Here is a 16,948-nt window from a genome sequence, read left to right on the forward strand (position 1 = left end):
GCATGAGCACCGTCGGGTATGGCCACCGTGACGTCGCAGCGGCACTCGCGGAGGTCTCGGATCCGGTCGACGCCGCGAATCTGCAGCGCTTCTTCCGGACCGGTCCGGGGGAGTACGGCGAGGGGGACGTGTTCGTCGGGGTGCGCGTACCCGCGACGCGGAAGGTCGTGCAGCGGTTCGCCGACCTACCGCTGCCGGAGGTCGACGCACTCCTCGACAGCGAGGTGCACGAACACCGGCTGGCGGGTCTGCTGATCCTGGTACGGCGGTTCGAGAAGGCGAGCGGGGTTCGTACCCGCGACGATGCGCAGCGTGAGCGGATCGCCGAGTTCTATCTGGCCGCGGTGCTGCGTGGCCGGGTGAACAACTGGGACCTCGTGGACGCGTCGGCGGAGCGGATCCTCGGCGGCTGGCTGTTCGACCGGGCGCGCGATCCGGTGTTCGATCTCGGTGCGGACGAGGATCTCTGGCGCAGGCGGGTGGCCCTGCTGACCACGTTCGGCTTCATCCGGCGCGGTGACGCGTCGACCACGCTCGACCTGGCGCCGCGGCTGCTCGCCGACCGGCGCGACCTGACGCAGAAGGCGCTCGGCTGGATGCTTCGGGAGGTCGGCAAGCGGGTCGATCGCGCGTTGCTGACGGTCTTCCTCGACGAGTACGCCCCGGCGATGGGAGCGACGGCGCTGAGTTACGCGACCGAGCATCTCGACCCGTCTGCGCGCACCCGCTATCGCCGGATGCGCGCAGACGGTGCGGGTGTCAGAACTCGATCTCGAGGCGGTCGGTGACGGGCTTGGCCTGGCAGCCGAGGATGTAGCCGGCCGCGATGTCCTCGGGGTCGAGGATCTCGCTGTTCTCCATCTCGACCTTGCCCTGGAGCACGGTGCAGGCGCAGGAGCCGCACTCGCCTTCCTGGCAGGAGTAGGGCACGTCCAGGCCCTTCGCGAGCATGATGTCGACGAGCGTCTGCTTGCGCGGCCAGCTCAGTTCGTGGGTCTCTCCGTCGAGGGTGACGGTGACGGTCGCCGCGTCGGCGGCCTCCTCCTCGCTGACCTCCGCGAGCTCGACGTCCTGGAACGGGTCGCCTGCGAGCGAGTTGAACACCTCGGCGTGCACCTGGTTGCGCGGAACGCCCGCCTCGGCGAGTGCCTTGTGGACCGTGTCCATGAAGGGGCCGGGGCCGCACATGAACGACTCGAACGACGTGAACGGGGCGGCGAGCGTCGCGAACTGGTCGGGGGTCGGCAGGCCCTGCAGCGACTCGAGCCAGTGCACGACGGTGAGGCGGGTCGGGTACTCGGCGGCGAGGGCGCGCAGCTCGTCGCGGAAGATCACCGAGGTCTCGTCCCGGTTGGCGTAGACCAGTACCACTCGGCCGCTGCCCTGGCTCAGGGCGGACTTGAGGATGGAGATGACGGGGGTGATGCCGCTGCCCGCGCCCCACAGCAGGAAGTCGTGGTCGAGCGACTTGGGGGTGAACACTCCGGAGGGCGGAAGCACCTCGATCGTGTCACCGACCTTGACGTTGTCGCACAGCCAGTTGGAGCCGTACCCGTCGACGGTGCGCTTGACGGTGACCTTGGGCTCGCCGTCGACGAACGGGGAGCTGGCGAGCGAGTAGCAGCGTGCGACGGAACCCGTCTGGTCGCTGGGGATGCGCAGGGTCAGGAACTGGCCGGGCCGGTACTCGAATCGGCTGCGCAGGTCGTCCGGGACCGCGAACACCAGCGAGCGGGCGTCCGACGTCTCCTCCACGACACCCGACACTGTCAGCACAACCGACCTGGAGCTGTGCGGAACGTCAACAGTGGTCATGGTCGATCCTCTCGGGGCGCTGCATGGGGAGCGGTGCACACGTTCTGTAACGTGTTCTAGTTTTGCAGAGTAGCAGAAAGCATGTAAGCAGCTGGATCGTAGATTGTGCACGCCCGCTCCCGGCAATCGGGACGACCGCGTCACTCGTGCTGCGTCTCGCCCTGACGATCGAGCTGCGCCTTCAGGCCCGCGATCAGCGTCGCGACACCGAATCGGTAGACGTCGTGACCGTGGATCCGATCGATGTGGGCGGTCGCGCGGGCGATCGACTCGGGGAGCACGGATGGGTCCGGCACCCTCGGATCCTGCGTGGTGACGCCGCTGCGGCCGTACAGATAGGTGTGGATCGTCGCGTAGGCGCAGTAGACGTTGCGGTCGGTGAATCCGGCGTCGAAGAGGATGTCCATCACCAGCGCGACCAGGTGTCGTTGCGATCGCAGCATCCGGTCGAGCAGTACCTCGCCGAGTCCCGGATACGTCGAGAGCCGCTCGTCGATCTGGTCGATCAGGTTGCGGAGCCGCTCGGTCCAGTCGGGGCCGGGCTCGGGCGCGGTGATTCCCCCCAGCGCCGCGGTGGCCACGAGGTCGAGCAGTTCGTGCTTGTCGGTGACGTAGTAGTACGGCGCCATCGCCGACACGCCGAGTTCACGCGACAGGCGCCGCATCGAGAGTTTCTCGAGGCCGTCCTGATGGATGACGCGCAGGGCCGCGTTCACGATCTCCTGCTCGGACAGGTTGCCGTGTGTGGCGCCGGTCGTCCGTGAGTCGGCGCCGACGTTGCGTCGGGCAGGCCGACCCAAGATCACGGACTTGTCCGTCATCGTGCGTCCCATGGCGAGTGTTCGGTCGACTCGTGCCGACCTCTGGCCCAAGTTTAAGGCCGATTGCCCGAGATGAGGTCGGGTCCGGGGAATTTCGGTACAGGAATCGGCCGCACCAGGTCGACAGGCCTGTCCGGGTCACGAATCGGTGGTCGCCGACAGCGTCGTGAGTCCATCGGTCAGGATTGCGCTGCCCGCCCGCAGCAGGTCGGGCAACTCGAGGTTCTCGTCGGTGAGCCACTGCTCGTACGCGGCCAGCGCGGTGCCCAGCACCAGCCAGCCAACCGTTCGGGGGAGGTGGTCGGTCGTGCGGCAGCCGAGGCGGGCCGCGACGTATTCCGCGATGGCGTCGCGCCATCCCGTGTACATGACCATGGAGTACGCCTGCAGTGCCGGCGCGTTCAGGATCACTTCCATGCGCTTGCGGTGGATCGGCGCGATGTCCGGCGGGAACCGGTTGAACTCGAGCAGTGCCCTGGTCAGTCCGTCGGCGAGCGAGATGTCGTCGGGAAGGTTCGCGAGCTGCTCGCGCATGTCGGACAGGTGGGTGTCGAAGTCGCCCCACGGCACCGCGTTCTTCGAGGGGAAGTAGCGGAAGAAGGTGCGCCGTGCGATGCCCGCGGCTTCGGCGATCTGATCGACGCTGGTCTCCTCGAATCCCTGTTCCGCGAACAGGGCGATCGCGATGCTGCTGATCCGATCGGGAGTCGTCGACGGTCTGCGGCCGATTCGGACCGGCTCCGACCTGCTGTTACCCGCCAAGTTCGCGTCCTGCCTTCCATTCTGCACTCGATGCCATTATTGTCGTGAGCCGAGTCACAGCAACAGAGGGCTGAGACCGGATCAACACTGACACAGGAGGTAAGTGAATGTCCGACACTCGTGAATCCGTGGTCGCCGAGACCGAGCTCGTCCAGGAGTCTCTCGTGGAAGAGGTCTCGATCGACGGCATGTGCGGCGTGTACTGACCGTGAATCTCGACACCGGGTGGCAGCTGCACCCGCAGGTGGCGCTTCGCCCCGAACCTTTCGGGGCGTTGCTCTACCACTTCGGGACCCGCAAGCTGTCCTTCCTGAAGAACGTGACCATCGTCGGCATCGTGAAGTCGTTGGCCGACCATCCCGACGCCCGCAGTGCGATCCGCGCGGCAGGCATCGAGGACGCCCGGATCGACATCTACGCGCGTGCCCTGGCCACACTGGCCGAGTCGAAGATGATCGTCCCCGCGGCTGCCGCCTCCGCCGCCTGATCGTCCGCCACCCACTTCTTTCTGACGAGGACTAGAACCCATGACCTCCGTTCTGGAACCACCCGCCACCAGCCCGCCGCCCGCGGTGGGGCGACTGGTCGATCAGTTCGAGCTCGGCCTCGACGCCCCGATCTGCCTGACCTGGGAGCTGACGTACGCATGCAACCTGTCGTGCGTGCACTGCCTCTCCTCGTCCGGGCGGCGTGACCCTCGGGAGCTGTCGACCGAGCAGTGCAAGTCGATCATCGACGAGTTGCAGCGCATGCAGGTCTTCTACGTCAACATCGGTGGCGGTGAGCCGACCGTCCGCTCGGACTTCTGGGAGCTCGTCGACTACGCGACCGAGCACCAGGTGGGTGTGAAGTTCTCCACCAACGGCGTCAAGATCGACAAGAAGGTCGCTGCACGCCTGGCCTCGTCCGACTACGTCGACGTGCAGATCTCCCTCGACGGTGCGACCGCCGAGGTCAACGACGCAGTCCGTGGCCCCGGCTCGTTCGACATGGCGGTGCGGGCGCTGGAGAACCTGGCCGAGGCGGGGTTCAAGGACGCGAAGATCTCCGTCGTCGTCACCCGTCAGAACGTGTCCCAGCTCGACGATTTCAAGGCGCTCGCCGACAAATACGGTGCGACGCTGCGGATCACGCGACTCCGCCCGTCCGGCCGCGGCGCCGACGTGTGGGACGAGCTGCACCCGACGCAGGCGCAGCAGCGCGAACTCTACGACTGGCTCGTCGCCAACGGCGAGGGTGTGCTCACCGGTGACTCGTTCTTCCACCTGTCCGCCTACGGTGACGCGCTGCCCGGACTGAACCTGTGTGGCGCAGGCCGCGTCGTCTGCCTGATCGACCCGATCGGCGACGTCTACGCGTGCCCGTTCGCGATCCACGACCAGTTCCTCGCCGGAAACATCGTGTCCGACGGTGGTTTCCAGCACGTGTGGCAGCACTCCGACCTGTTCCAGGACCTGCGCTCCCCGCAGACCGGCGGCGCCTGCTCCAAGTGCGCGCACTACGACGCGTGCCGCGGTGGTTGCATGGCCGCGAAGTTCTTCACCGGCCTGCCGATGGACGGTCCGGACCCCGAATGCGTTCAGGGATACGGCGAATCGGCGCTCGAAGCGGACCGCAGTGTCCCGAAGTCCAGTCAGGACCATTCCCGAACCGGCAAGCGTGCCGAACGCCGCGTCCCGCAGGCGCCGGTGCCGCTGACGCTGCTCACCACCCGGCCTCCGGCCAAGATCTGTGACGAAAACCCGCTCGCGGGAATGAAGTAGAGGAATCTCGATGGCTAAGAATGCGTGGTTCGAGACCGTTGCCGAGGCGCAGCGGCGGGCCCAGAAGCGTCTGCCGAAGCCGGTGTACATGGCGCTGGTCGCCGGCTCCGAGAAGGGCGTGTCGACCTCCGACAACACCGAATCGTTCGCCGAGCTCGGCTTCGCGCCGCACGTGGCGGGACTGTCGGACAAGCGGGAACTGTCGACCACGGTGATGGGGCAGCCGCTGTCCTTCCCCGTGATGATCTCCCCGACGGGCGTGCAGGCGGTGCACCCCGACGGTGAGGTCGCCGTCGCTCGCGCCGCCGCGGCCCGCGGCATCGCGATGGGCCTGTCCTCGTTCGCGTCGAAGTCCGTCGAGGACGTCGTCGCGGCGAACCCGCAGACGTTCTTCCAGATGTACTGGGTCGGCACCCGCGACGAGCTGCTGCATCGGATGGAGCGCGCGAAGAAGGCGGGCGCCACCGGTCTGATCATGACGCTCGACTGGTCGTTCTCGATGGGCCGCGACTGGGGTTCCCCGGCGATCCCGGAGAAGATGGACTTCGCCGCGATGCGCGCCAACGCCCTGCAGGGAATCCTGCACCCGAAGTGGCTGTCGCAGTTCGTGAAGTCGGGTGCCATCCCGGACCTGACGACCCCGAACCTCGCGCCCGCCGACGGCGGCCCGGCTCCGACGTTCTTCGGCGCGTACGGGTCGTGGATGGGGACGCCGCTGCCCACGTGGGAGGACGTCGCGTGGCTGCGTGAGCAGTGGGACGGCCCGTTCATGCTCAAGGGCGTCATGCGTGTCGACGACGCCAAGCGCGCCGTCGACGCCGGCTGCACCGCGATCTCGGTGTCGAACCACGGTGGCAACAACCTCGACGGCACCCCGGCGCCGATCCGGGCGCTGCCCGCGATCGCCGAGGCCGTCGGCGAGCAGATCGAGGTCGTGCTCGACGGCGGTATCCGCCGCGGCTCCGATGTCGTCAAGTCGCTCGCGCTCGGTGCCCGCGCGGTCATGATCGGCCGCTCGTACCTGTGGGGTCTGGCGGCCAACGGTCAGGCCGGTGTCGAGAACGTCCTCGACATCCTGCGCGGCGGCGTCGACTCCGCCGTCCTCGGTCTCGGGCACTCCAACATCGCGGACCTGTCGCCCGCCGACCTGGTCATCCCCGAAGGCTTCCGCCGCGACCTCGGGGTCTAGACCACTGCCGGGTATCACCGACGAGACCACCCTGGCCGGGCGCAGAGCCCGGTCACGGGTGGTCTTCGGCGCTCACGAGACCAATCTCGGTGTGGGCCGCGGGTTCTCACCCCGGCACACCGACTACTACGAAGCGCGGGCTCGCGGCGGATGCGGCATCGTCGTGACCGAGACCGCGTCGGTGTGCGCGGACGACTGGCCGTACGAGCGTGCGCCGCTCGCCGCCGAGTGCGGTCCGGGGTGGCGAGCCGTCGTCGAGGCGTGCCGACCGCACGGCGCCCTGATCCTGGCCGGACTCGGGCACCACGGATCGCAGGGGTCGAGCGCGTACTCCCAGTCGGTGCTGTGGGCGCCGTCGCCGGTCGCCGACGTCGTGAGCCGGGAGATGCCCGCGGAGATGGGTGACACCGAGATCGGGTCGGTGATAGCGGGATTCGCGGAGTCCGCGGCGATCGCTGTCGCGGCGGACGTCGACGGTGTCGAGGTGGATGCGGGCCCGACGGCGTTGCTGCGGCAGTTCCTCTCGCCGCTCACCAACGTCCGTACCGACGAGTACGGCACCGACCGCGCCCGACTGCTGCGCGAGGTGGTCGCCGCCGTCCGCGCGGTTCTCGGCCCGGATCGGATCCTCGCTCTCCGGCTGTCCTGTGACGAGCTCGCTCCGTGGGGTGGGATATCGATCGACGCCGCCGCGGAACAGCTTCGGGCGCTGTCCGATTCGCTCGATCTCGTGACCGTCGTCCGTGGTGGGCCGACGACGGCGACCCGGTGCAGGCCGGACGCGCACACCCCGCCCATGTTCAACGTGGAACCGGCGCGTCGGATCCGCGCAATCGGGGTGCCGGTGGTGTTGCAGGGCAGCGTCGTCGACCCCGCTGCCGCGTCGCGCGCGCTCGAGGACGGCGTCGCGGACCTCGTCGAGATGACGCGAGCGCAGATCGCCGACCCCGACCTGGTGCGCGCGGTCCGGGAGGGTCGCGCGCCGCGGCCGTGCGTGCTCTGCAACCAGACCTGCCTCGTCCGCGACCCTCGCAACCCCGTCGTCACCTGCATCGGCAACCCCACCCCGGGCGAGGGGAACCCGAAGTCTGCCGAACCGGTCGAGGGGTCCCCTCACCCGGGCGGCGGTCGCGACGTGTGGGTGGTCGGGGGCGGACCCGCGGGTCTCGAGGCGGCCCGCGTGCTGGCGGCGGGCGGTCACCGGGTCCGGCTGACCGAGAGGTCCGGGCGTCTCGGCGGGATGGTGGCGCGCACGGCGACAGGACCTGGCCGGGAGCGGTTGTCCGCGTGGACCGAATGGCTCGCGGACGAGTGCCACCGCCTCGGCGTCCGGGTGGAGTTGGGGCGTGAGGTGACCGACCGCGAGATCGCCGCCGACCATGCCGCCGCGGTCGTGGTCGCCACCGGAGGTGTCGCCGGGCCGTGGCCGGTGCCGGGGGACGGCACCGTGCCGGTGGTTGCCGCCGCCGACGTGTTCGAGGGGACGCTCCCCGACGGCACGGCGGTGGTGTGGGATCCGATCGGCGGACCCGTCGGTGTCGCCGTCGCCGAGATGCTCGCCGCGCGGGGCCGAAGCGTGGTCGTGGTGACGCCCGATCCTGTCGTTGGAACTCAACTCGGACGCACCGGCGACCTCGCCGACGCCAACGGCCGCCTCCAGCGCGCCGGGGTCGTGCGGTACCTGCGGTCCCGAATCGTCGGACTCTCCGCCGGCCGGGTCGAACTCGAGCACGTGCACACCGGCGCGCGGGATGTCGTTCGTGCCGACGCCGTCGTCGACTGCGGACACCGCGTCCCCGACGAGTCGGTGTCGGTGGACGGCACCGGGCCAGGGGGAGAGTTGGCCTCCGCGAAACGCCGGTTCGCGGTGGGGGACCGGATCGCGCCGCGCACGGTGGCCGAGGCCATACGCGAGGGCCGGGAGGCCGCGACACACCTGCTGACGGAGTGGTCGCGGTGAATACGACACCGACCCTCACGTCACCCCTGACGATCGGACCGCGCCGCCTCCGGAACCGCGTCGTGTTCACCGCGCACCTGACGAACGCCGCCGTCGGCGGGCTGCCAACCGAGCAGCATGCCGCCTACTACGAGGCACGGGCCAAGGGCGGCGCCGGACTGATCATCACCGAGGAGCACTGCGTCCACCCGACGGACCGGCCGTACGAGAAGGTGATCCAGGGGCACAGGCCGGAGGTGGTGACCGGCTACCGGCGCATCACCGACGCCGTGCACGCCCACGGCGCCGTCGTCCTCGCCCAGCTCAACCACAACGGGGGCCAGGGGTCGAGCATGTACTCGGGTCTGCACCTGTGGGCACCGAGTCCCGTCGCGGATCCGCTGTTCCGTGAAGTTCCCCGGCAGATCGGCGCGAGCGAGATCGACGAACTGGTGCAGAGTTACGCCACCGTCGCCGAGCGTTGTCGCGCAGGCGGATTCGACGGCGTCGAGATCCAGGCGTCGCAGTCGTCGATCCTGCGCGCATTCCTCTCCCCGCAGACCAATCAGCGCACCGACGACCACGGCGGGACGCTCGCAAACCGGGCCCGACTGCTCCTCGCGGTGATCGCAGCGGTCCGCGCAGCTGTCGGGCCCGACCTGGTGGTCGGAGTCCGGTTGACGGGGGAGGAGTCGATTGCGAGCGGCATCCACCTCGACGAGGCGGTGTCGGTGGCGCGGATGATCGAGGTGTCCGGCCACGTCGACTACCTCAACACGTCGATCGGGATGGCCACCGAGACGCTGCACCTGATCGAGGCCTCGATGGCGGTGCCGCGCGGCTATGCGCTGTTCGTGCCCAACGCGATTCGCCGCGCGGTGTCGCTCCCCGTCGTCGGCGTCGGCCGCTTCACCGACCCGGAGCAGGCCGAGCGGGCGCTCGCCGAAGGGCACTGCGATCTCGTCGGCGTGGTGCGCGGACAGATCGCCGACCCGGACTTCGCGGCCAAGGCCGTGCTCGGTCGCGCCGACGACGTGCGCACCTGCCTCGGATGCAACCAGGAGTGCATCGGTCGGGTCGGCATGAACCGGTGGCTCGGGTGCGTGGTCAACCCCGACGCGGGACGGGAGTCGGTGCCGTTGCCGTCACCCCGACGTCGCGGGCGTGCGGTCGTCGTGGTGGGAGGCGGGCCCGCGGGGATGAGGGCGGCCGCGACAGCGGCCGCGCTCGGTCATCGAGTGACGCTGTTCGAACGGGACGAGCATCTGGGCGGACAGGTGCTCACGGCCGCGAGTGCCCTCGGTCGAGGCGAATTCGGTGAGATGGCAGTCGATCTGGAACGTGAATGCCGACGTGCCGGTGTGACGATACGGACCGGAGTCGACGTGGACGCCGACCTGCTGCGCCGCCTGGAACCGGAGGCGGTGATCGTCGCGACGGGGGCACGCCCCCGCAGGCCCGACTGGGCCGCGGACAGTGTCGCGGTCGTGGACGTGCGCGACGCGCTGGAGGGTCGGGCGGATCCGGTCGGCCGGGTTCTGGTGTTCGACGAGTTGGGATTTCACCAGGCGACATCCGTCGCGGAGACGCTGGCCGCGCGCGGCTGTGCGGTCACCGTCGCGACACCGGCGCTGATCGTCGGCCAGGACCTGGGACTGACGCTGGACATGGAGGGCTGGCAGCGCCGCGCCCATGCCGCGAGCATCGCCCAGGTGACCGACGTGGTACCGATGGCGGCGGTCGACACAGGTACCGGCGTGCGGCTGCGCCTGCTGCACCATCCGACGGGCACGGTCACCGAACCGGAGTTCGACGCCGTCGTGTGCTCGGTGCACCAGAGTCCTGTGGACGAACTGTGGAAAGAACTGTCCAACAGTGGGTTCGAGGTTCACCGTATCGGCGACGCTCTGGCCCCCCGCCGCGCCCACGCCGCCGTCGTCGAGGGCCACCGTGCCGCCGCCGCGCTCTGATCGCGACGGCTGCTCCCGGTCCGCCCCCGGCCTCGCGGGGCGGCATAGCATCGGGGGCATGCCCGCACCCGATTCCCTCGCCGGCCCCGGACCGCTGGCCGTCGCGACGTGGCCGGAGACTGATGCGTCCCGTCCCGCGCTCGCGGTACCGGTCGGGTCCGTCGAGCAGCACGGCCCGCACCTTCCGCTCGACACCGACACCAGGATCGCGTCGGCAGTTGCCGGTCGGTTGCCGGGGTTGGTGGTCGCGCCTGCGATCGCGTACGGGGCGAGTGGCGAGCACGAAGGGTTCGCCGGCACGGTGTCGCTGGGCAGCGAGGTGCTGAAGTCGGTGGTCGTCGAGTACGGGCGTTCGGCGTGTCGCTGGTCGCCGCGCGTGTTGTTCGTCAACGGGCACGGTGGGAACGCGCCCGCCTTGGCGGAGGCGGTGGCCTTGCTGCGGTACGAGGGTCGGGACGCGGCCTGGCTGCCGTGCGCGGTTCCGGGAGCGGACGCGCATGCCGGCCGCACGGAAACGTCCTTGTTACTGCACCTTTCGCCCGGGCTGGTGCACGCCGACCTGGTCGAGTGCGGTGACGTGCGTCCGATCGCAGACCTGATGCCGGCGCTGCGAAGCGGCGGTGTCGCGGCCGTCAGCCCGAACGGTGTGCTCGGTGATCCGAGGGGCGCGACGGCCGAGGAGGGGGCACGCGTGTTCGAGCAGATGTGCGCCCGAGCTGCGGATGCGGTGCACCGATGGGATCCGGATGCCCGCGGGATGTTGCGGTGAGCACAGAAGCGAATACGATCGCCTGATGCGTCACGCTCGACTGCCCGACGGATTCGGGGTTCGCCTCGATCCGACGGTGCGTACCTTCTCCTCCGGTCGGGTCCTGATCGGGGGGTCGCCGACTCGGATGCTCAAGCTGGCGCCGACCGCGGCCGCGATGATCGGCGACGGATATCTGCGGGTCGTCGATCACCAGACGGCGGAGGTTGCCCGGCGACTGCTGGACTCCGGAGTCGCGAATCCGCGGCCGATGAGTTCGCCGCCGAATCAGGACGTCACCGTCGTCATCCCCGTCAAGGACAATGTCGCGGGGCTGAACCGACTGCTGCCTGCTCTGCACGGACTGCAGGTGATCGTCGTCGACGACGGTTCCGCGGTGCCCGTCACGACTCCGCCAGTCCAGGGCGAGCGGGGTGGTGTTCGGGTCGTGCGGCACGACGTCGCGCGGGGGCCGGCGGCGGCACGCAACACCGGAATCGCCGAGGCCACAACCGGATTCGTTGCGTTTCTCGACTCGGACGTGGTGCCCCGCTCCGGCTGGCTGGATGCGATGCTGGGGCATTTCAGCGATCCGGCGGTGGCGATGGTGGCGCCGCGGATCGTGGCGCTGGCTCCCGAGGGGGGCTCGCTGGCGCGATACGAGCACGCCCGTTCCTCGCTCGACCTGGGCCGCAAGGAGGGGCAGGTCCGTGCGGGTGGTGCCGTGTCGTACGTGCCGAGCGCGGCGATGCTGGTCCGAGCGCGTGCTCTCGAGGATGTCGGCGGGTTCGACGAGTCCATGCACGTCGCGGAGGACGTCGACCTGTGCTGGCGGCTCCACGAGGCGGGATGGCGCCTGCGCTACGAGCCCGTCGCGCACGTGGCTCACGACCATCGGGTGTCGTTCCGGAAGTGGTTCGGGCGCAAGGTTTTCTACGGGACGGGCGCGGCGCCGCTGGCGTCCCGACACCAGGGCCTGGTTCCGCCGCTCGCGATGTCGGTGTGGACGGTGCTCGCATGGCTGCTCGCCGCGACGGGAACGCGGATCGGGTTCGTCGGTGCCCTCGTCACCCAGGCGGTGACGGTACATCGCCTGCGTCGCACGTTCGGCGATCTGGACCGCCCGACCAGGATCGCGACGGTGCTCGCCATCCAGGGCATGGCGGGCGGGGCGTGGCAGCTCGCGTCGGCGATGTGCAGGCACTACTGGCCGGTGACGGTGGTCGCGGCCCTCTGTTCGCGGCGGGTCCGCCGGATCGCACTCGCAGTCGCGGTCGCGGAGGGTGCGGCCGACTGGTGGACGCATCGCGAGCCGGGCGGACTCGGACCGGTGCGGCACCTGGCGTACAAGCGGCTCGACGATCTGGCGTACGGGACCGGTCTGTGGCGGGGTGCGTTGGTGCATCGCAGCCGGGCCGCGTTGACGCCACGACTGACGCGGTGACTCCGGCCCCGCCGCACACCGACGTCCTCGTGATCGGCGGCGGTTCGGCGGGGTGCGTCATCGCGGGCCGGGCGAGCGCGGACCCCGACTGCGCGGTGACGCTCGTCGAAGCGGGGCCGCGGGGGACGGGACCCGGCGCACTCGGACTGCTTCCGGTGGGTCCGGACAGCGACCTCGTGTGGCGCTACCCGGCGCACCTGTCGGCAGGCGGCGAGGAGGCGCTGCTCGCCCGAGGCAGGGTGCTCGGCGGCTCGGGTGAGGTCAACGGCGGCTATTTCGTGCGGGCGACCGCGGACGACTTCACGCGGTGGCCGCGGTCGTGGTCGTACGACGACGTGTTGCCGCACTTTCGTCGCCTCGAGTCCGACCCGTTCGGCGACCGGGCCTGGCACGGCGACGGCGGACCGATGCCGGTGACCCGCACCGGCGTGGACGAGTTGCATCCCTACAGTGCGGCGTTCGTGCGCGCAGCGACGGCCGCGGGACACGAGTACCGGGCGGACCTGAACGAACCCGATGCGGCAGGCGTCGGACCGGTCCCGCTCAACGCGTGGGCGGGCGTTCGCGTCAGCACCGCGACGGCCTACCTGATCCCGCACCTTGGTCGGCCGAATCTGCGGGTGCGGACGGCGACCCGGGCGGTGCGTCTGGTGCTGGAGGGCGCGCGGGTGGTCGGCGCGGAGGTCGAGGAGGACGGACGGGTACGGGTGCTCCGCGCCGATACGGTCGCCCTCTGCGCGGGCGCGGTCGGGACGCCGCACCTGCTGATGCATTCGGGGATCGGTCCGGCGCAACAACTTTCACGTGCCGGTATCCCTGTCGTGCTGGACCGGCCGGGGGTCGGCCGGGATTTCGAGGACCATCCCGAGGTGACCCTCGCCTACCGTCCGGTCGACGCGCCGCCCCACAGTTCCGGCCGCGCCGTTCTCGAAGTGGTCCTCGAGACCGACGATCTCGAGCTGCGCCCGTACACCGCCCCGTTCGGCGAGGTCATCGCCGGTGTCGACGATCCGTTCGGCAGGATCGGTGTCGCGCTGATGCGCCCCCGCAGCCGCGGCGAGATCGCCCTGCGATCCGCGGACCCGACCGTCCCGCCGCTCGTCCGGTACCGATATCTGAGCGACGACGCGGATCGGGTGGAAATGCGCGCGGGCCTCGACCTCGCCCGGGAACTGCTCGATGCGTCCGGATTCGGTGTGGCGGTGGAGCATCCGGCGGGCGCGCTGGGTCTGGGTACCTCGATGCACCTGGCGGGGAGCTGTGCGATGGGATCGCCCGACGATCCGGTCGCGGTCGTCGACGACCGGTGTCGCGTGATCGGCGTCGACGGGCTCTGGATCGCGGACGGGTCGGTGATGCCGTCGTTGCCCAGCCGCGGCCCGCACGCCACGGTCGTGATGGTCGCGGAGCGCGTCGCGCGATTCGTCACCGGACTGGACGCCTGACCAGCGCGGCTGCGGCAGGGAACCCCGAACCGTGACCTGTGACTCGCGTTACAGTGGGGGCATGGCCTTGCAGTCGTCCACCCAGCACGGCAATCCGTGGGTTGCCGTACGGCCGGGAGACGACGTCGCCGAACTCGCCCGCACCGTGTCCTCCGCGCACCGCGCCTTCGTCTCCGGTGACGAGGCGATCCGGCAGGACGCGGCGGACCGCACGGTGCGGTCGGTGGTCCTCGACTCCTGGTTGCGCAGCCGCGACCGCGGTGTGAACCCCGACCTCGTCGGCGACCAGCTCGACCTCGACGGCCTCGAACTGGACCGGTACCGCGCGGGCCACCCGATGGCGTTGATTCGCCCGGTGGTGCGGCAGCTCCTCGTCGAGGACATCGCGGACACCGGCCTGCTGGTCGCGATCAGTGACGCGTCCGGGCGGCTCCTGTGGGTCGAGGGGGATTCGGCGGCGCGGGACCGTGCCGTTGCGATGCACTTCGTCGAGGGTGCGGACTGGAGTGAGGACCGAGTCGGGACCAATGCCCCCGGTACGGCGCTCGCCGTCGACCAGTGCGTGCAGATCTTCGGTGCCGAGCACTTCAGTTCCGTCGTCCACGACTGGAGCTGTTCGGCGGCTCCGGTGCACGACCCGACGACCGGTCGGATTCTCGGCGCCATCGACATCACGGGTGGCCCGCAGGTCGCCGAGCCTCAGGTACTGGCACTGGTGCGGGCGACCGTCGCGGCCGCCGAGGCCGAGTTGAGGCTGCAATTGCTGAACTCGCCGGGGCTGCACCTGCTCGGGGCGCCCGGTCCGCTGGGCGAGGCGCCGCCGCGGCTCTCGGTGCTCGGATCGGAACGTCCGACGCTCGTCGTCGGCGGTGACCGAATCGCGCTCTCCCGCAGGCATGCCGAGATCCTCCTGCTCCTCGCGGCGCGTCCGGAGGGGGTCAGCGGCGATCAGCTGGCGGTCCTGTTGGACGAGTCCGAGCTCGACTCGGTGACGATCCGCGCCGAGATGTCCCGGTTGCGCAAGGTGTTCGGAGCCGAGCGGCTGCAGTCGCGGCCCTACCGGCTCCGCGGCGACCTCGACACGGACGTCGCCGACGTCGGCCGGGCGCTGGACCGCGGCGACGCGGCGGCAGCGCTCGCCGCCTACCGGGGCCCGGTGCTGCCCGGGTCCGTCGCGCCAGGAGTCGAGGAGATGCGCGACGAGTTGCGGGTCCGGATGCGGGCGGCGCTGCTCCGGTCGGGTGACCAGTCGCTGCTGGCGCGGTGGACCGCGACGCCGGACGGCCGCGAGGACTCGGCGGCGTGGTCGGCGTACCTGTCGTCGATCGACCGGCGGTCAGCAATGTACGACCAGGTCAGGGCTCGTATCGCGATCTTCGACGAACAGTTCGGTCACTGACCGCGTGTACGCAACGTGGTTGCAACCCTCACGGTCGTAGTGTTCTGGATCACACACCAGATGCACGACGACAGGAGTTCCGATGACCGTCTACGCCCGTCCGGGTACAGCCGAAGCACTCATGTCCTTCCAGCCGCGTTACGGCAACTACATCGGCGGCGAGTGGATCGCGCCGGTCAAGGGGCAGTACTTCGAGAACTCCACTCCGGTCACCGGCCAGGTCTTCTGCGAGATCCCGCGCAGCACCGCGGAGGATGTCGAACTCGCCCTCGACGCCGCGCATGCCGCCGCACCGGCCTGGGGCAAGACGTCCGTCGCCGAGCGTGCGGTGATCCTGAACAAGATCGCCGATCGGATCGAGGAGAACCTCGAGGCGATCGCGCTCGCCGAGTCCTGGGACAACGGCAAGCCGATCCGCGAAACCCTCAACGCCGACATTCCACTGGCGATCGACCACTTCCGCTACTTCGCGGGAGCCATTCGCGCACAGGAGGGTTCGCTCTCCGAGATCAACTCGGACACCGTCGCCTACCACTTCCACGAGCCGCTCGGCGTCGTCGGGCAGATCATCCCGTGGAACTTCCCGATCCTGATGGCCGTGTGGAAGCTGGCGCCCGCACTCGCGGCGGGCAATGCCGTGGTGCTCAAGCCCGCCGAGCAGACGCCTGCGTCGATCCTGTACCTGTTCGGTCTCATCGGTGACCTGCTGCCCGTGGGCGTGGTCAACATCGTCAACGGTTTCGGCACGGAGGCGGGCAAGCCGCTCGCCTCCAGCCCGCGGATCAAGAAGATCGCGTTCACCGGCGAGACCACCACCGGTCGGCTGATCATGCAGTACGCGTCGCAGAACCTGATCCCCGTCACCCTCGAACTCGGAGGCAAGAGCCCCAACATCTTCTTCTCCGACGTCCTCGCCGCGAACGACGACTTCCAGGACAAGGCCCTCGAGGGCTTCACGATGTTCGCGCTGAACCAGGGCGAGGTGTGCACCTGCCCGTCGCGATCGCTGATCCAGGAGGACATCTTCGACGAGTTCCTCGCGATGGCCGCCATCCGCACCAAGGCCGTTCGCCAGGGCGATCCACTCGACACGGACACGATGATCGGCGCGCAGGCGTCGAACGACCAGTTCGAGAAGATCCTGTCCTACATCGAGATCGGAAAGTCCGAGGGTGCCAAGCTGATCACCGGTGGCGAGCGCGCCGACCTCGGTGGCGATCTGTCGGGCGGCTACTACATCCAGCCGACCATCTTCACCGGCAACAACAAGATGCGGATCTTCCAGGAGGAGATCTTCGGCCCGGTCGTGTCCGTGACCTCCTTCACGGACTACGCCGAGGCCATCTCCCTCGCCAACGACACCCTCTACGGTCTCGGCGCGGGTGTGTGGTCCCGTGACGGCGGCGTCGCCTACCGGGCGGGCCGCGACATCGAGGCGGGTCGCGTGTGGACGAACACGTACCACCAGTACCCGGCGCACGCGGCGTTCGGCGGTTACAAGCAGTCCGGTATCGGCCGCGAGAACCATCACATGATGCTCGACCACTACCAGCAGACCAAGAACCTGCTGGTGAGCTACGCACCGAAGGCACAGGGCTTCTTCTGATCCCGCTTCTCCCGTCCCCTCGGTCGGGAGTATCGGCGCGGTGCCCG

15 protein-coding genes are annotated in these 16,948 nt (G+C 69.6%); 12 read left to right on the forward strand and 3 right to left on the reverse strand.

Annotated elements, in window-relative coordinates; genetic code table 11:
* Window positions 1-2 precede the first annotated feature (2 nt).
* The gene (locus FFS72_RS13940; RefSeq protein WP_137874484.1) at window positions 3-788 is read left to right on the forward strand and encodes a DNA alkylation repair protein; all 786 of its coding nucleotides are present in this window, start codon (window positions 3-5) and stop codon (window positions 786-788) included.
* On the opposite strand, the gene FFS72_RS13945 is transcribed toward FFS72_RS13940, so the two are convergent.
* From FFS72_RS13945 to mftR, 3 genes are all read right to left on the reverse strand, one after another.
* Entirely contained in the window at window positions 760-1,815 is a 1,056-nt protein-coding gene (locus FFS72_RS13945) for a ferredoxin--NADP reductase (RefSeq protein ID WP_137874485.1), read from the reverse strand. The genes FFS72_RS13940 and FFS72_RS13945 overlap by 29 nt on opposite strands.
* A gap of 140 nt (window positions 1,816-1,955) precedes the next feature.
* Window positions 1,956-2,636, reverse strand: a complete 681-nt coding sequence (mftR2, locus tag FFS72_RS13950) for a mycofactocin system transcriptional regulator MftR2 (RefSeq protein WP_137874486.1) — start codon at window positions 2,634-2,636, stop codon at window positions 1,956-1,958.
* A gap of 138 nt (window positions 2,637-2,774) precedes the next feature.
* Complete coding sequence (gene mftR / locus FFS72_RS13955; RefSeq protein WP_137874487.1) at window positions 2,775-3,398, reverse strand: mycofactocin system transcriptional regulator MftR; 624 nt, start codon at window positions 3,396-3,398, stop codon at window positions 2,775-2,777.
* 107 nt (window positions 3,399-3,505) lie between these two features.
* Here mftR and mftA point away from each other — a divergent pair, with 107 nt between their 5' ends.
* The 11 genes from mftA (at window position 3,506) to adh (ending at window position 16,901) form a co-directional block, all read left to right on the forward strand.
* On the forward strand, window positions 3,506-3,604 hold the full coding sequence (gene mftA / locus FFS72_RS13960) for a mycofactocin precursor MftA (RefSeq protein ID WP_084734304.1): 99 nt from the start codon (window positions 3,506-3,508) through the stop codon (window positions 3,602-3,604).
* On the forward strand, window positions 3,589-3,885 hold the full coding sequence (gene mftB, locus FFS72_RS13965; protein ID WP_007531746.1) for a mycofactocin biosynthesis chaperone MftB: 297 nt from the start codon (window positions 3,589-3,591) through the stop codon (window positions 3,883-3,885). Before mftA ends, mftB begins: the two co-directional genes overlap by 16 nt.
* A gap of 40 nt (window positions 3,886-3,925) precedes the next feature.
* On the forward strand, window positions 3,926-5,161 hold the full coding sequence (gene mftC, locus FFS72_RS13970) for a mycofactocin radical SAM maturase (protein ID WP_137874488.1): 1,236 nt from the start codon (window positions 3,926-3,928) through the stop codon (window positions 5,159-5,161).
* 10 nt (window positions 5,162-5,171) lie between these two features.
* The gene (mftD, locus tag FFS72_RS13975) at window positions 5,172-6,350 is read left to right on the forward strand and encodes a pre-mycofactocin synthase MftD (RefSeq protein ID WP_137874489.1); all 1,179 of its coding nucleotides are present in this window, start codon (window positions 5,172-5,174) and stop codon (window positions 6,348-6,350) included.
* Window positions 6,351-6,354: 4 nt separating this feature from the next.
* Window positions 6,355-8,310, forward strand: a complete 1,956-nt coding sequence (locus FFS72_RS13980) for a mycofactocin system FadH/OYE family oxidoreductase 1 (protein WP_137874542.1) — start codon at window positions 6,355-6,357, stop codon at window positions 8,308-8,310.
* The gene (locus tag FFS72_RS13985) at window positions 8,307-10,259 is read left to right on the forward strand and encodes a mycofactocin system FadH/OYE family oxidoreductase 2 (protein WP_137874490.1); all 1,953 of its coding nucleotides are present in this window, start codon (window positions 8,307-8,309) and stop codon (window positions 10,257-10,259) included. The genes FFS72_RS13980 and FFS72_RS13985 overlap by 4 nt, the downstream gene beginning before the upstream one ends.
* Window positions 10,260-10,317: 58 nt before the next feature.
* Window positions 10,318-11,028, forward strand: a complete 711-nt coding sequence (gene mftE, locus FFS72_RS13990; protein ID WP_137874491.1) for a mycofactocin biosynthesis peptidyl-dipeptidase MftE — start codon at window positions 10,318-10,320, stop codon at window positions 11,026-11,028.
* A gap of 25 nt (window positions 11,029-11,053) precedes the next feature.
* The gene (gene mftF, locus FFS72_RS13995; protein ID WP_137874492.1) at window positions 11,054-12,451 is read left to right on the forward strand and encodes a mycofactocin biosynthesis glycosyltransferase MftF; all 1,398 of its coding nucleotides are present in this window, start codon (window positions 11,054-11,056) and stop codon (window positions 12,449-12,451) included.
* On the forward strand, window positions 12,448-13,896 hold the full coding sequence (gene mftG, locus FFS72_RS14000) for a mycofactocin dehydrogenase MftG (protein WP_137874493.1): 1,449 nt from the start codon (window positions 12,448-12,450) through the stop codon (window positions 13,894-13,896). The genes mftF and mftG overlap by 4 nt, the downstream gene beginning before the upstream one ends.
* A 61-nt stretch (window positions 13,897-13,957) precedes the next feature.
* Complete coding sequence (locus tag FFS72_RS14005; protein ID WP_137874494.1) at window positions 13,958-15,295, forward strand: transcriptional regulator; 1,338 nt, start codon at window positions 13,958-13,960, stop codon at window positions 15,293-15,295.
* 82 nt (window positions 15,296-15,377) lie between these two features.
* A complete protein-coding gene (gene adh, locus FFS72_RS14010; protein ID WP_137874495.1) occupies window positions 15,378-16,901 on the forward strand; it encodes an aldehyde dehydrogenase in 1,524 nt (507 codons plus the stop codon).
* The last annotated feature ends 47 nt before the right edge of the window (window positions 16,902-16,948 follow it).

This window comes from Rhodococcus sp. Q, from assembly GCF_005503035.1.
Taxonomy (GTDB): domain Bacteria; phylum Actinomycetota; class Actinomycetes; order Mycobacteriales; family Mycobacteriaceae; genus Rhodococcus_G.